This window comes from Candidatus Delongbacteria bacterium, from assembly GCA_041675285.1.
Taxonomy (GTDB): Bacteria; CAIWAD01; CAIWAD01; order CAIWAD01; family CAIWAD01; genus CAIWAD01.
The window spans coordinates 1-13,487 of the sequence record JBAYTZ010000013.1 but is presented as its reverse complement, the minus strand read 5'-3'; the positions used below and the strand labels follow the sequence as shown (position 1 = coordinate 13,487).

General features: G+C 62.0%; 10 protein-coding genes and 1 rRNA gene. 7 read left to right on the top strand and 4 right to left on the bottom strand.

The window, feature by feature from the left end; translation table 11 throughout:
- Positions 1-158 precede the first annotated feature (158 nt).
- Both WC326_12350 and WC326_12345 read right to left on the bottom strand, forming a co-directional pair.
- On the bottom strand, positions 159-1,325 hold the full coding sequence (locus tag WC326_12350; GenBank protein ID MFA7331851.1) for a hypothetical protein: 1,167 nt from the start codon (positions 1,323-1,325) through the stop codon (positions 159-161).
- A gap of 72 nt (positions 1,326-1,397) precedes the next feature.
- On the bottom strand, positions 1,398-2,579 hold the full coding sequence (locus tag WC326_12345; protein MFA7331850.1) for a M24 family metallopeptidase: 1,182 nt from the start codon (positions 2,577-2,579) through the stop codon (positions 1,398-1,400).
- 156 nt (positions 2,580-2,735) lie between these two features.
- On the opposite strand from WC326_12345, the gene WC326_12340 reads away from it, so the two are divergent.
- Entirely contained in the window at positions 2,736-3,836 is a 1,101-nt protein-coding gene (locus WC326_12340; protein MFA7331849.1) for a cysteine desulfurase family protein, read from the top strand.
- A gap of 286 nt (positions 3,837-4,122) precedes the next feature.
- Here the strand turns inward: WC326_12340 and WC326_12335 are convergent, their stop codons facing one another.
- Together WC326_12335 and asnS are read right to left on the bottom strand one after the other, a co-directional pair.
- Positions 4,123-5,082, bottom strand: a complete 960-nt coding sequence (locus WC326_12335) for a phosphoribosylaminoimidazolesuccinocarboxamide synthase (GenBank protein MFA7331848.1) — start codon at positions 5,080-5,082, stop codon at positions 4,123-4,125.
- 114 nt (positions 5,083-5,196) lie between these two features.
- Positions 5,197-6,591, bottom strand: a complete 1,395-nt coding sequence (asnS, locus tag WC326_12330; protein ID MFA7331847.1) for an asparagine--tRNA ligase — start codon at positions 6,589-6,591, stop codon at positions 5,197-5,199.
- A gap of 659 nt (positions 6,592-7,250) precedes the next feature.
- On the opposite strand from asnS, the gene WC326_12325 reads away from it, so the two are divergent.
- From WC326_12325 to WC326_12300, 6 genes are all read left to right on the top strand, one after another.
- Complete coding sequence (locus tag WC326_12325; protein MFA7331846.1) at positions 7,251-8,885, top strand: hypothetical protein; 1,635 nt, start codon at positions 7,251-7,253, stop codon at positions 8,883-8,885.
- Between the two features lie 240 nt (positions 8,886-9,125).
- The gene (locus WC326_12320; GenBank protein ID MFA7331845.1) at positions 9,126-10,517 is read left to right on the top strand and encodes a hypothetical protein; all 1,392 of its coding nucleotides are present in this window, start codon (positions 9,126-9,128) and stop codon (positions 10,515-10,517) included.
- A 172-nt stretch (positions 10,518-10,689) separates the two neighbouring features.
- A complete protein-coding gene (locus WC326_12315; GenBank protein ID MFA7331844.1) occupies positions 10,690-11,289 on the top strand; it encodes a hypothetical protein in 600 nt (199 codons plus the stop codon).
- Positions 11,290-11,490: 201 nt separating this feature from the next.
- Complete coding sequence (locus tag WC326_12310; protein ID MFA7331843.1) at positions 11,491-12,450, top strand: Fic family protein; 960 nt, start codon at positions 11,491-11,493, stop codon at positions 12,448-12,450.
- A gap of 117 nt (positions 12,451-12,567) precedes the next feature.
- Complete coding sequence (locus WC326_12305) at positions 12,568-12,978, top strand: hypothetical protein (protein MFA7331842.1); 411 nt, start codon at positions 12,568-12,570, stop codon at positions 12,976-12,978.
- A gap of 420 nt (positions 12,979-13,398) precedes the next feature.
- Positions 13,399-13,487, top strand: a 16S ribosomal RNA gene (locus tag WC326_12300); the annotation flags it as partial.

The following is a 13,487-nucleotide window of genomic DNA, read 5'->3' as shown; positions in this document are numbered from 1 at the left end:
TTCAACTCCGGAGCCAGGTTCGATCGCAACTCCTGTGAATGGATGGCAGAGGGAATGTAGCAAGCCAAAGCGCGTGCACACAGGCTGCCCCGGCCTCGAAAGCCCATGGATTGTATCGGGTGCCGACGAGGGCGAATTCGCTCACCCAGAAGCGGAAATCAGCTCAGGTTCAGGGCCGCATACAACCGGCCGAGCATGTCCATGAACTCCGCCCGGAAGCTGGGCATGCGGTCCAGGTCCCAGAGTTCGAACTCGAAGTGGCCCAGGGCCTGGTATTCAAAGGTGTGCAGCAGGTGTTCGTCCCCCAGCGGCAGGATTCCCGGCCGATGCCCGCGCAGCCAGCCCAGCAGCTCGCGGCGGTGCTCCGCCAGGAATTCAGGATGCATGACGATGCGCGCGGCCCAGTCGAATTCCACCCGCACCTCGCGCACGGGAGCCGGCAGGTCCGCCCCAGGCGCGGCGCCATCCAGCAGTTCCGGCGGGCAGAGGCCGCTGAGAGCCAGTCCGCGCGCGCCGGAGGCCGTCAGCCAGGCCGCCATCCGCTCCTCCGGCCAGTTCCGGGCCGCGCCGTCCAGGGTGAGCAGCAGCGGCGCATGCTCGCGCGTCAGCCGGTGCAGGGCCGCCAGCAGTTCGGGAGTGTCGGCGTCGGCGCGGCCGTCGGGTTCCGCCACGCGCAGGCTCACCGCCAACCCCAGGTCCGCGGCCTGCTGCAGAAGGGCGCGCAACTCGCCGTGGCTGCGGGGCCGCAGCAGGCCTGCCGGCGAGATGCGCAGCACGGCGTTGCCCAGCTCGGCGCCGGCGGCCGTGGCCAGCCGGTCGCCCAGGGATTCCGCGTCCACGCCGGCGGGCAGCAGGTCGCTGGCCAGCGGCGGAAGTCCGCAGCGCAGGTAGAGGGGGGTCTGCCAGTTTTCACGCAGCGCGGCCGCGGCCAGCAGCGCCGAGAACTCCCAGGGGCTCTGGCCCGCCCAGCCCTGCTCGAAGACCAGTCCGGACACGCCGCGCTGGCGTGCCGAGCGCAGTACCAGCCGCGCCAGGTCGTAGCAGTGGCCGCCCAGCCGCACGGCCAGCAGGACGCCGCCGCCGCTCTCATGCGGGACGGCGGTCTCCAGCGAGGCCAGCCGGATGCCCTTCCAGGCCGCCGCCGAGCGCAGGATCTGCCGCAGTTGGGTGCGAATGGTGGCGTCGGGGTTGAAGACGGCGTTGCGCGCCAGGGCGTCCACGGCCCCCGGCGGCAGCTCGTCCGTCCGGAAGCCCGTCACCCGGCCTTCCTCCAGCAGCAGGATCTGGGCCAGGGATTGCCGCATGTCGTCCAGATCGCGAAACATGGTGCCTCCTTCCCGGGTGTCGGTCATCGCGGGCCTGACTGCTGCCAGACCCTGGCCGCGCCAGGCGCCCGCTTAGCGGTGGATGAGGAGCAGGTCCTCCTGATCGGTGCCTTCCGCCACCCGTACTTCGCCGTCCAGGTCGATGACCAGATTGTATTCGCTGCGCAGGCCATACTCCGGCAGGTAGATGCCGGGCTCTACGGACATGACCGTGCCGGGCAGCAGCGCGCGCTCCTCGCGCGTCTCCAGGTTGTCCAGATTGGCCCCGCTGCCATGCACGGACTCGTCGATGCTGTGGCCCGTGCGATGGATGAAGGAGCCGGACAGGCCCGCGTCGCGGATCAGGCTGCGCGCCGCCTCGTCGGCCTCCCAGCCGCGGATCTCGTGTCCCACGGCCAGCCGGGCCCCCACCAGGTTGCGCACGGAGCGCCGCGCGTTGCGCACCAGGCGCCAGTGTTCCACCACGGGATCGGGCGCGCTGCCGCCGGTCCAGGCCATCCAGGTCTGGTCCGCGTAGATGCAGCCCGCCTGCCGCTCCTTGGCCCACAGGTCGATGAGCACCAGCTGGCCGGGCTGGATGAAGTTCTCGCTGCCCACTTCGTGGTGGGGAATTGCCGTGTGCGGCCCGCAGGCCACGATGGGCGGATGATCGGCCTCCAGCTCGGCGCTCTCAAAGCGGTTGAGGATCCACCCCTGCAGGTCCTTCTCGCTGATCCGGCGGTTCTCGGCCAGCGCCCGGCCGATCTCGCCGCAGGCGTCCCGGACCACCTGCCGCAGGACTTCCGCCGCGCGGAAGTGGCTGCGCAGCTGCTCGGCATCCAGCCGGGCGGTGAGGGTCTGGGCCAGATTCTCGCTCGAGACCACCTCCGCGCCCAGGCTGCGGACCAGGTCCACGGTGCCGGCGTCCACCAGCGACAAGGCGGGAATGGCGGCCAGCGGGCTGGTCTCCATGGCCACGCGCCGCGCGCCACCCAGAATGCGGCCCAATTCCTGGCGCAGGGATTCATAGGACAGGTAGGTCCGCCGCAGGCCGGGCACTCCCGCCAGGGTGCGGCACTCGATGGCGTGCTCCAGCCGGATGGGCGTGCCGCTGGCGGGAATCCAGTAGAAGGCCCGCCGCGTGCGGATCTGCCCGGGCGGCAGGTCCAGCACCCGCTCCGCCACCGGGTTGCGATTCTGCAGGACGAAGAGCAGCCAGCCGTCCAGTTCCCGTTCGCGCAGCTGTTCCTGGACCTGGCCCAGTGTCCACGCCATGGGTTCCCCTCCGCTGTTGTGGATTCCGTGACGACTCGGCCCCGAGACCGCTGACGGGGACGTGGTTGAATTGTGCGGCCATTCTCGCATTTTCCGCGCTGGAACCCAAGGTCTGAACACGCTTCGAACGGCGCCTTGCGCCCAACGGGAGGACGGATGATCTATCTGGATCACAACGCGTCGACGCCCCTGGCGCCGGAAGTGAAGGCCGCCATGCTGCCCTGGCTGGATGGGGCTGTGGGCAATCCGTCCAGTGGCCACGCCTTTGGTCAAGCCTGCCGCGCTGCCGTGGAGCTGGCGCGCCGGCAGCTGGCCGCCCTATTGGGTTGCCATCCCTACGACGTGCTGTTCACCAGCGGCGGGACGGAGTCCAACAACTGGGTCCTGCAGGGACTGGCCCGGCGCTTCGGCCCCTGTCACATGCTGGTCAGCGCCGTGGAGCACCCCGCCGTGCTCGAGGTCTGCCGCTTCCTGGCGGGCCAGGGCGTGGAGACCACCCTCCTGCCTGTGGACGAGCAATGCCGCGTGCGGGTGGAGGATGTGGAACGCGCCCTGCGGCCGGACACGCGCCTGCTCAGCGTGATGCTGGCCAACAACGAGACCGGCGTCCTGCAGCCCGTGGCCGAGCTGGCCGCGCTCTGCCGCGCCCGCGGCATTTTGTGTCACACGGACGCGGCCCAGGTGCTGGGCAAACTGCCCGTGGACGTGAACGCGCTGGGCGTGGACCTGCTCAGCGTGGCCGGCCACAAGCTCAACGCCCCCAAGGGCGTGGGCGCGCTCTATCTGCGCGGCGGCGTGGAACTGCCGCCCCTGCTCTACGGGGCCGGCCACGAGCGCGGTCTGCGGCCGGGCACGGAGAACGTGCTGGAGCTGGTGGGGCTGGGCGCGGCGGCCCGGCGCTTCGTGGAGGACGGCGACGGCATCACGGCCGAGCAGCGCCGGTTGCGCGACCGGCTGGAGGCCGAGCTGCGCGCCCGCATTCCCGGTCTGCGCATTCACGGGGAGGGCGCCGAGCGGTTGCCCAACACGATCAGCGTCTATCTGCCCGGCCGGCGCGTGGACGATCGCCTGGCCCGCTGCCCCGAACTGGCCGCCAGCGCCGGCGCCGCCTGCCACGCGGACAGCGCCTCCCCCAGCCACGTGCTGACGGCCATGGGCCTGCCGGTGGAGGTGGCGGAGCGCACCCTGCGCCTCTCCGTGGGTCTGGGCAACACGGAGGAGGAAATGGTGCAGGCGGCGGAGATGCTGGCGGGGTGAGGGAGTTCTCACGGGAAGACGCGAAGGAACAGCCAAGAAAGGCAGCTTTTAAATTGATATATAAGTATATTATAATGATATGTTTATTATCGCTGCGAGAATTTTATACGAAATCAACTCTTATGGTTAATCATTAAGCCATATTTGAAAACGGCGGAATAACGATAATTAACAAGTCAATTATTTCTGTAAACACAATATATAAGTGTTCGAAAAATCCAACAACCTGCTGTTCCTTTGGATTTCTTCGTGTCTTCCCGTGAACTCCGTTGCCCCGGCCGGTGGATCAGTAGTCCGTCAGGTTCCGCTTCAGGCGCTCCGCCACCGGGCCCGGCTCGGCTTCGAACACGTGTCCCGTGATCGCCTCGAAGGCCTCGATGTACTTGTGCGCCGTGGAGACGCGCACCTCGTCGGTGATCGGCGGCAGCTCGCCGTCGCCCAGAAAGCCGCGATCGGCCAGCCAGGTGCGCAAGTGATCTTTGTCGATCCGGCGCTGCTCAGCGCCCCGCTCGAACAATTCCTGGTAGCTGTCCGCGTACCAGTAGCGGCTGCTGTCCGGCGTGTGGATCTCGTCCATCAGCGTGATCCGGCCCTGGGCGTCCAGTCCGAACTCGTACTTGGTGTCCACGAGAATCACCCCCTGCCGCGCCGCCAGCTCCACGCCGCGCCGATACAAGGCCAGGCTGATTTCCACCAGGTCCGCCATGATCTGCGCGGGCACGTCGCCTCTGCGCACGATCTCCTCCGGCGAGACGCTCTCGTCGTGCGCGCCTTCCGCCGCCTTGGTGGAGGGCGTCACGATGGGCGCGGCCAGCTGCTGGTCCTTGCGCAGCCCGTCGGGCAGCCGATTGCCGCAGAACTCCCGCACGCCCTTCTGGTAGTGCGTCCAGGCGCTGGTGCTGGTGTTGCCCGTGATGTAGCCGCGCACCACCATTTCCACTTTAAGCGGCTCCAGGTCCATCACCACGATGGCGTTGGGGTCCGGCACCGAGAGCACGTGGTTGGGCACCAGATCCCGCGTGTGCTCGAACCAGAACAGGGCCAGCTGGTTGAGCACCTGGCCCTTGAAGGGAATGGTGGCCAGCACCCGGTCGAAGGCGCTCACCCGGTCGGTGGTGACGATCAGCCGCCGGCCCTCCCGGGACCAGGCCTCGCGCACCTTGCCGATCTGGCGCTCGCCCGGCAAGTCCAATTCCACGCGGTCCAGCGTGTGCGCCAGCTGCGCTTGGATGGTGCTCAGATCCATGTGGCGATTCCCTCGACTTGGATTGTCATCCCAGCGCAAGCAGGGATCCTGTTCGGTTGCGCGAGTGCCTGCCGAACCCATGGGATCCCGGCTTTCGCCGGGATGACAGGGACGTTAAAAATCGCAGTTGCCCGGCGTGCGCGGGAAGGGCACCACGTCGCGGATGTTCTCCATGCCCGTGATGTACATAATGGCGCGCTCGAAGCCCAGGCCGAAGCCCGAGTGGGGCGCGCTGCCGAAGCGCCGGCTCTCCAGGTACCACCAGTAGTCCTGCTCGTGCAGACCCATTTCCTTGATGCGGGCCAGCAGGCGCTCGTGGCGCTCCTCGCGCTGGCTGCCGCCGATGATCTCACCCACGCCCGGCACCAGCAGATCCATGGCGGCCACGGTCTTGCCGTCGTCGTTCTGGCGCATGTAGAAGGCCTTGATCTCCTTGGGATAGTCCGTCACGAAGACGGGCCGGCCCACGTGGGTCTCCGTCAGCCAACGCTCGTGCTCGGTCTGCAGATCGATGCCCCACTTCACCGGGAATTGGAAGGCTTGGCCGGAGTTTTCCAGCAGACGGACGGCCTCGGTGTAGGGAATGGTCTCGAAGGCGCAGGCGGCCACGTTCTCCAGCCGCTCCACCAGCCCCTTCTTCACCCACTGATCGAAGAAGGCCATGTCCTCGGCGCAATCCATCAGCACCGCGCGGATGATGTACTGCAGGAAATCCTGGGCCAGCCGCGCGTTGTCCGCCAGATCGTGGAAGGCCATCTCGGGCTCGATCATCCAAAACTCGCTGGCGTGGCGCGTGGTGTTGCTGTTTTCCGCCCGGAAGGTCGGGCCGAAGGTGTAGATGTTGCCCAGGGCCAGCGCGAACATCTCGCCGGAGAGCTGGCCCGAGACCGTCAGGTTGGTTTGGTGGCCGAAGAAATCCTGGCTCCAGTCCACCTCGCCCGCTTCCGTCCGGGGCGGATCCGTCGGGCTCAAGGTGCTGACCCGGAACATCTCGCCCGCGCCCTCGCAGTCGCTGCCCGTGATGATGGGCGTGTGCACCCAGACGAAGCCGCGCTCGTGGAAGAATTGGTGGATGGCGAAGGCCAGCCGATGCCGGACGCGAAACACCGCGCCGAAGGTGTTGGTGCGCGGCCGCAGGTGCGCGATGGTCCGCAGGTATTCGAAACTGTGGCGCTTCTTCTGCAACGGGAAGCCCGCGTCGCACTCGCCCAGCAGCTCCACGCCCGCGGCTTGCAGCTCCACGCTCTGACCCTGCCCCTGGCTGGCCACCAGCACGCCTGTCACCTTCAAGCAGGCGCCGGTCAGGATGCGCGCCACCGCCTCGTAATCGGGCAGGCTTTCCGCGCTGTAGACAACCTGCAGGCCCTTCAGGCAGGAACCGTCGTTGAGTTCGATGAAGGAGACGGCCTTGCCGGCGCGATTGGTGCGTACCCAGCCCATGACCGTGATGGTCTGACCCACGTGTTCCGGGTGCAATAGCGCATCTTTGATGGTGATCCGGCCCTGCATGGTCTGCTCCTCAGCTTGTTCGCCAGAAGTAAGCAATCCGCGACCGGTGCGGTGCCAGGCCAGTGCCAGGCCGGTGCCAGAGCATTGTCCATATCTGGCGCCAGCAGAAAGGCGGAAATCAAGGGAAGGCAAGTAGCCGAGACGAGCCATGGGATCCCAGCTTTTGCTGGGATGACAGTCACCTTGCCGGTGACGAATCGGATGTGCAAGGTGAAGCCCGCAGGGCTGAACCAGAACTTGGGTGAAGCGCAAAGCGCGAACCAACTACACAGTGGCAGGAAGGCCGAGCTGCCGCCAGCGGAAGCCCGCCGGGAGGCGGGCTGACTCTGGCGGGTGAGAAAAAGCGCCTCTTTGGCTCCACCTTTCTGGCGCCAGCAGAAAGGTGGAAAACATGGTGTCCGGCCGGTGCCAGACCGGTGTCCGGCCGGTGTCCGGCCGGTGCCAGGCCGGTGCCAGGCCGGTGCCAGGCCGGTGCCAGGCCGGTGCCAGACCGGTGCCAGACCGGTGCCAGGCCGGTGCCAGACCGGTGCCAGAGCACTGTCCAACCATCCATCCAACCGCCCGCCATCCAGGCCGCGGCCCGCCGAATTGACAACGGGTCCACACGGCCGACCCTATCTTGCCGACCAACCAGGCCGGGCAGCCGGCGGAAAGGACCCATGGCAGAGCGCCGCTTCCGTTTCGACAATCTCTCCTGCGCCTACGACGATCCCCGACCGCCGCGCGAACTGCTGGCCCGCCGCCTCAAGGTCGCCCCGGAGGAGATCGGGCAACTGGAGGTGCTGCGCAAATCCCTGGACGCCCGGCACAAGCCGCGCCTGATCCAGGTCTTCAGCCTGGCCTTCAACCTGGAGGAGGGCCGGCTGCCTGCCGGCGAGACCCAGGTTTCGCCCCACGCGGATCCGGCCCTGCCGCCGCTGCCCGCGCTGCCCTGCGCCACCCGGCCCATCGTCGTCGGCGCCGGTCCCGCCGGCCAGTTCGCCGCGCTGGGACTGGCCGCACGCGGCTACCGCCCGCTGGTCCTGGAGCGCGGCCGCGCCATCTCCGAGCGCCGGCTGGATGTGCGCCGGCTCTGGCTGCAGCGCGAGCTGGACCCCGACTCCAACGTGCAGTTCGGCGAGGGCGGCGCCGGCACCTTCAGCGACGGCAAGCTCACGAGCCGCAACAGCAACTGGTTCACGCGCCAGGTCCTGCACTGGTTCTGCCGGCTGGGCGCGCCGCAGGACGTGGTCTACAGCCACCTGCCCCACGTGGGCACGGAGGGCATCCGCCGGGTGGGCTCGCGTCTGCGCGCCCTGCTGGAGGAGGCAGGCGTGGAGTTCCGCTTCTCCGCCCGCGTGCAGGATCTGCGGCTGCAGGACGGCCGCGTCTGCGGCGTGGAACTGGCGGATGGCGAGCGCATCGCCACGGACACGCTGCTGCTGGCCATGGGCCACAGCGCCCGGGACACGGCGGAGGCCCTGGCGCGGGCGGGCGTGCTGCTGGAGCTGAAGCCCTTCGCCATGGGCCTGCGCGTGGAGCACCCGCGCGACTTCATCGACGTGGCCCAGTACGGCGCCGGCTGCCGGCTGGAGCTGACAGGCGCAGCCACTTACAAATTGGCCGTGAAGAGCGCCGGCCGCGGCGTCTACTCCTTTTGCATGTGTCCGGGCGGGATGGTGGTGCTGGCCGCCAGCGAGGACAAGCGGCTGGTGGTCAACGGCATGAGCTGGTCCTCGCGCCGGATGGCCTGGTCCAATTCCGCGGTGGTGGCCCAGGTGGAGGCCCAGGATCTGCAGCGCTGGGGCCAGGCCTGGGGTCTGGCGGATTCGCCCCTGCTGGGGCATCACATCCAGCAGCGCCTGGAGGAGCGGGCTTTTCAGCAGGGCGGCGGCCAGTGGAACGCGCCGGCCCAGCGGGCGCGGGATTTCCTCCACGACCGCGTGTCCAGCGGACTGCCGGCCTCCAGCTACCGCCCGGCGCTGAGTTCCACCCGCCTGAGCCGGCTCTTTCCGGATCCTCTTTCCGGCGCGCTGGCGGAGGGCCTGCGGCTGTTCGAGCGGCAGCTGCGCGGCTTCGTGGACGAGGGGTTGCTCATCGCACCGGAGACCCGGACCTCCTCGCCCCTGCGCGTGACGCGGGATCCGGAGCTGCGCCACAGTCTGTCCACGGCCGGGCTCTTCCCGGTGGGGGAGGGCGCGGGCTACGCGGGGGGAATCGTCAGCAGCGCGGCGGATGGGCTGCGCACGGCGCTGGGATTCGCGCCCGTCGGGGCCAGCCGGGTGTCGGAGCGGCCGCCGGAGGAGTGGGAGTAGCCGGAATCTCTTATGCGCTGTCACCCCTGTGTGCTGTCACCCCAGCGCAAGCTGGGGTCCCGTGGGTCGTGCGGCGATCCCGGTTTGCTGTCACCCAAGCGCAAGCTGGGGTCCCGTGGATCGCGCGGAATCTCTCACCTGCGGACTGCCTGTCTGTGGACTTTGCGTGGACTCATTTCAACACAGAGACACAGAGACTCAAAGAGGTGTTGGGCGGGCTCGATTTTTTACCCACAGCGCATGACACGGCGTTCCGCCCCATTATTCAGCAGAGCTGCAATTCTCTTGCGAACAGCGGGTGATTATGCTCACTTGGCTCGCCAGTCGCCGCGACTGCTGCTTTCCACTGAAGGCCCTCCGGTCGAATCGGATACTAGAAGGACATTTTCAAAGGCCGTGAAAACAACAAACCCAAAAGTTGCACATAAGCGACAAATCAAGAGATCATTCAATAAGATCATGTCTCAGTACGAGAGAGATAATTTAACGGTATTCAATAGTGATTCCTCGAAATACGAATTCTTCTTTAGCGAGTATAAGAGACTCCAAGCTGCCTGGTCCAATTCGCGGCGCTGCATCTTTAGAGACTGTAATGAATTTAGCATTGCGAATTCACATTCTATATCAAGATCATTCTTGGCTAATATTGCTGAGCGTGGAATGGTATTAACGCCGGAATTCAATACAAAGGCAAATTCATATCTAATGAGAAAACGCGGAATTTCTGAGGCATCTACATTCCCAGGATTTTGTGTCAAGCATGAACAACTATTCAACGAATTCGAGCAACGAAAATATATGACTTGTGACAATGCTATTGTCCTTCAATTTTATCGAACAATATGTCGTGAGATAGTTAGCAAAGGAATCGAAAAGAGATTCTGGGAAGGCATCCTCACCAAATATGAACTTCTCCGTGAATCTGAATTAAGCAATAGAATTTCTAGAGATCTTATGAAGTTTGGAATTAGTGAAAATCATGCGTCGGTAAAATCGCTAAAATTTTCTGGTCATAATTCAATTACAGGACATTTTTTATGCAAATTGTATGACCTTAATAAAGATCTTAACAACTTAATAAATTTCCATAAGAATAGTCTTGAAAAAGTAATTATGGGATGCGAAGAGGAAAACGCGTCCTTTTGCGTTACGCAAATCGAAACAAAAATACCGGTCGCCATCTCTGGATTGGGTGGCTTTACCATTACTGAGAACTCCAATTCTCATGATGTGTTTTTTGCGATGACTGTAATACCAAATTTTGACAGCACTGTAATCGCGATGTACTCCACAAATGAAGATTTTGATGCCGTGAAAAAGTACTTTGAGAGATATCTTAACGAGATAAAGATCATAAGTCTAGTCGAGAGTTGGATGATCAATTTCACCGACAATTGGTTTCTCTGTCCAAAAATATGGAATTCGATGTCCGAAAATAAACAAGACCTAATTCTGAAAAGACTCCAAGACAAGAAAAGGACTGAATTGAAGGAGTTTGAACTCTCAATATTTGATGATCTCAGAGGTGTGATGGTAAATGATTGTGGCAACAATCTAATGGAGAGTCCTAACAATTATCAAGTTCGGATATTTTTGGAAGAGGAAAGGTCAAAACTCTTGGCTGTGACATGATGCCTTCTAACAAAGTTTGCAGCTAACTTTTGCGCATGTCACGGCGCTTGCATTCGGAATTGAAATCTACGAAGGTGGGAAAAGGAGGCGTCGCGCCAGGTGCGTCGCGGCTGAAGCCACCGTTAGGCAAATTGTTTGCGCCGAAGAACTGGCAATAGAATAGAAGTGCACCGTGGACAAAGTGTCTGAGACATTTAATGTTACAATGGGAAACATCCCACTGATTAATCTACGTCTAGATTTCAACACTCAGTACTTGGAAATGAAATCAACGTATTTTAGGCGACAATTTGTGGGAGCAATTAATTGGCCAATAAAATCGCAAAATATAATCTGGAATACTATTCCTGGAGGCTTATTAACAATTCTTTTACAGAGATCAACATTTGGCGTCGAGGCTTGGGTTTCTGGAATCGTTCATACAGCGCTTGGGAGGATTGATAAGCTGACAGATGAGAGTCTGCGATTCACCTCTTGTCCAAGTGCAATGCCGGGCCGATCAATGTCGAGTAAAATATATAATAAGCTTCCAGCTCTTTTAGCAAAGGAGTTTGCGATGGCTGAAAGTGATCCGTCGCTTTATGAAAGGGTGAAGCGATATTACAATGAAGTTAGAAATCCGATTATGCACGGATATGAAGTTGACTCTCATTCATACGACGGTGTAGTTCTGTGCTTTGATCTCATTAGTGACATATATGCATGGACAGATTCGTGGTTCCCAGCAGATTCAATTGTACCGCCTTTCATGAGCTTCAATGTGAGGGAGTAGAGGGAATTGCCTAACAAGAGCTTGCAGCCGACGGCTTTGCTGTCACGCCGCTTGCTGAAGGAAGGCGAAGAGAAAGACAAAGAGGGCGAAGGCAAGCTTCGCGCCAGCGCGCCACGGCTGATGTCAAGGTCATGTGCAGATAGCTTGGATGCTCGTGTCGAATATGATAGTATCATTTGAAACTATCAGAGCAGGTGAAGGTTGAAGCCTCCCTACAGCATCAGCAATACCGTTTTGGCGTTGGTTGCCTCGATCGCGGAAAAGGTTGGGGAGATCAATGCCGCCAAGCTGGATCTGCCACCAACCGAGCTGCGCAAGCGGAACCGGATCAAGACGATCCAGGCATCGCTCGCAATCGAGGGCAACCAAATGACCGAAGGACAGGTAACGGATCTGCTTGAGAATCGGCGGGTTCTTGCCCCGGAGCGGGACATCTTGGAAGTCAAGAATGCGATCGAGGTCTATCAGCGCTTGGCAGAATGGGACGTCTACTCCATTTCATCGCTCTGCCAAGCCCATCAGATCCTGATGCAGGGTCTGGTGGAAGGTCCTGGGAGATTTCGCGGTTCGACTGTCGGGATCATGAAGGGGCAGGAATTGGGACACATTGCTCCACCAGGACGGCAAGTCCATGCTCTGATGGACGGTCTTTTCGACTACCTTGCTCATGATAAAGAACTACTTCTGATCAAGAGCTGCGTGTTTCACTATGAATTTGAGTTCATTCACCCTTTTCTTGACGGAAATGGGCGGATGGGGCGGCTGTGGCAGACCTTGATCCTTCGAGAATATTCCACAGTTTTTGGTCACCTTCCTGTAGAAGTGTTGATCAAGGAACAGCAAGAAGAATATTATCAAACTCTAGAAAACTCTGACAAGCTGGGGGATTCGACCTCTTTCATCGAATTCATGCTTTCGTTGATTGATCGTGCGCTTGAAGACCTTCTTCGTACCCAGCGTGTCACCTTATCAAGTTCGGAGAGGATCACACGTTTTCGAGATCGCAGCGGGAACTCGTCGTTTACAAGAATGGACTATCTTCGCGCCAACAAGCAGATTTCACCGGCAACGGCAAGTCGCGATCTCAGTTATGCCGTTTCTCAAGGACTTGTGAAGAAAATTGGCGATAAGCGGACAAGTACTTATACGTTCATCCAATGAAGTCCCTGCGGCTTGCCAAGGACAATCTCCTGCTGCCGGCGGCTAGAGTGCGGTGGTTGACGAGCTGGCGGCGGCGCCCTGCTGGGTGACTGCGGCTTGGGTTTTGGGGAGTGACACATGCGGAATCAACCTGCCAGGCTGTCGGGGCTGACCCTTGCCCTGCTCGGTTGGCTCGGTCTGCTGCCGGGCGCGGGCTGCGAGCGGCGCGTGCCGCTGGCCGCCAACTTCCCGCTGGGGGAAACGGCCACCGTCGTGACTTTCGCCCATCCAGTGCTGGGCGGCGCCCACCGCGCGCTGTGTTTCCGCTTCGAGCGCCCGGAGGATGCTCGCCTGGCTCGCGAGCTGGAGATCGTCCTGCTGACGGCCGACGGCGGCGAGGATTCGCTGCGCGCGGCCTGGGACCAGACCGGCGAGGCTTCCCTTTGCCTGCACGATTCCAGCGCGCTGCGCCCGATTTACACCGCGGCCCGCATCCGCGCTCCCCGCGCGCTGCAGGTCCGGCGGCTGGATTGGGGCGGCAGCGAGTAGGCCCGTCCATGCTCGATCCCAATGGATTGCGCCCCCACGACGTCCCCTCAGCCCAGAATTCCCACGAAGTTCTTGAAAAAATTGAGCGGTCCGGCTGGCGCTGTCCGTGAACGATTGGTCACTCTGATGGAAAGAATGGCCTCGTCCTGGCGGGGTGAACTCCATGACCCAGCTCACAATCCGCGCAAAAATTGAGAATTCTGCGCCAAGGGCCCTTGACTCACGGGGCGGAGGCGCCTATCTTGAGGGTCTTCCGTCGCGAAAATCTGCGGCCTGGCCGCGGAGCGACGACAAGATGCTCTTTGACAGTTCAAGGGAAGCAAGAATGACCATGCCACCGTGGTGTTCATCTGGCAACAGATGGCATTGCGGTTCCCGGCCCACGCGAGTGGGCTTGGATGAACAGGACAAACACATTTGACAATGGAGAGTTTGATCCTGGCTCAGGACGAACGCTGGCGGCGTGCTTAACACATGCAAGTCGAACGGGATCCAGGCTTCGGTCTGGT

Excerpts from the sequence above, each read along its gene's own strand:
- WC326_12345 (MFA7331850.1), bottom strand. The coding sequence starts at position 2,579 with ATGGCGTGGACACTGGGCCAGGTCCAGGAACAGCTGCGCGAACGGGAA.
- WC326_12320 (MFA7331845.1), top strand. The coding sequence starts at position 9,126 with ATGACACGGCGTTCCGCCCCATTATTCAGCAGAGCTGCAATTCTCTTG.
- WC326_12350 (MFA7331851.1), bottom strand. The coding sequence starts at position 1,325 with ATGTTTCGCGATCTGGACGACATGCGGCAATCCCTGGCCCAGATCCTG.
- WC326_12305 (MFA7331842.1), top strand. The coding sequence starts at position 12,568 with ATGCGGAATCAACCTGCCAGGCTGTCGGGGCTGACCCTTGCCCTGCTC.
- WC326_12340 (MFA7331849.1), top strand. The coding sequence starts at position 2,736 with ATGATCTATCTGGATCACAACGCGTCGACGCCCCTGGCGCCGGAAGTG.
- WC326_12335 (MFA7331848.1), bottom strand. The coding sequence starts at position 5,082 with ATGGATCTGAGCACCATCCAAGCGCAGCTGGCGCACACGCTGGACCGC.
- WC326_12325 (MFA7331846.1), top strand. The coding sequence starts at position 7,251 with ATGGCAGAGCGCCGCTTCCGTTTCGACAATCTCTCCTGCGCCTACGAC.
- asnS (MFA7331847.1), bottom strand. The coding sequence starts at position 6,591 with ATGCAGGGCCGGATCACCATCAAAGATGCGCTATTGCACCCGGAACAC.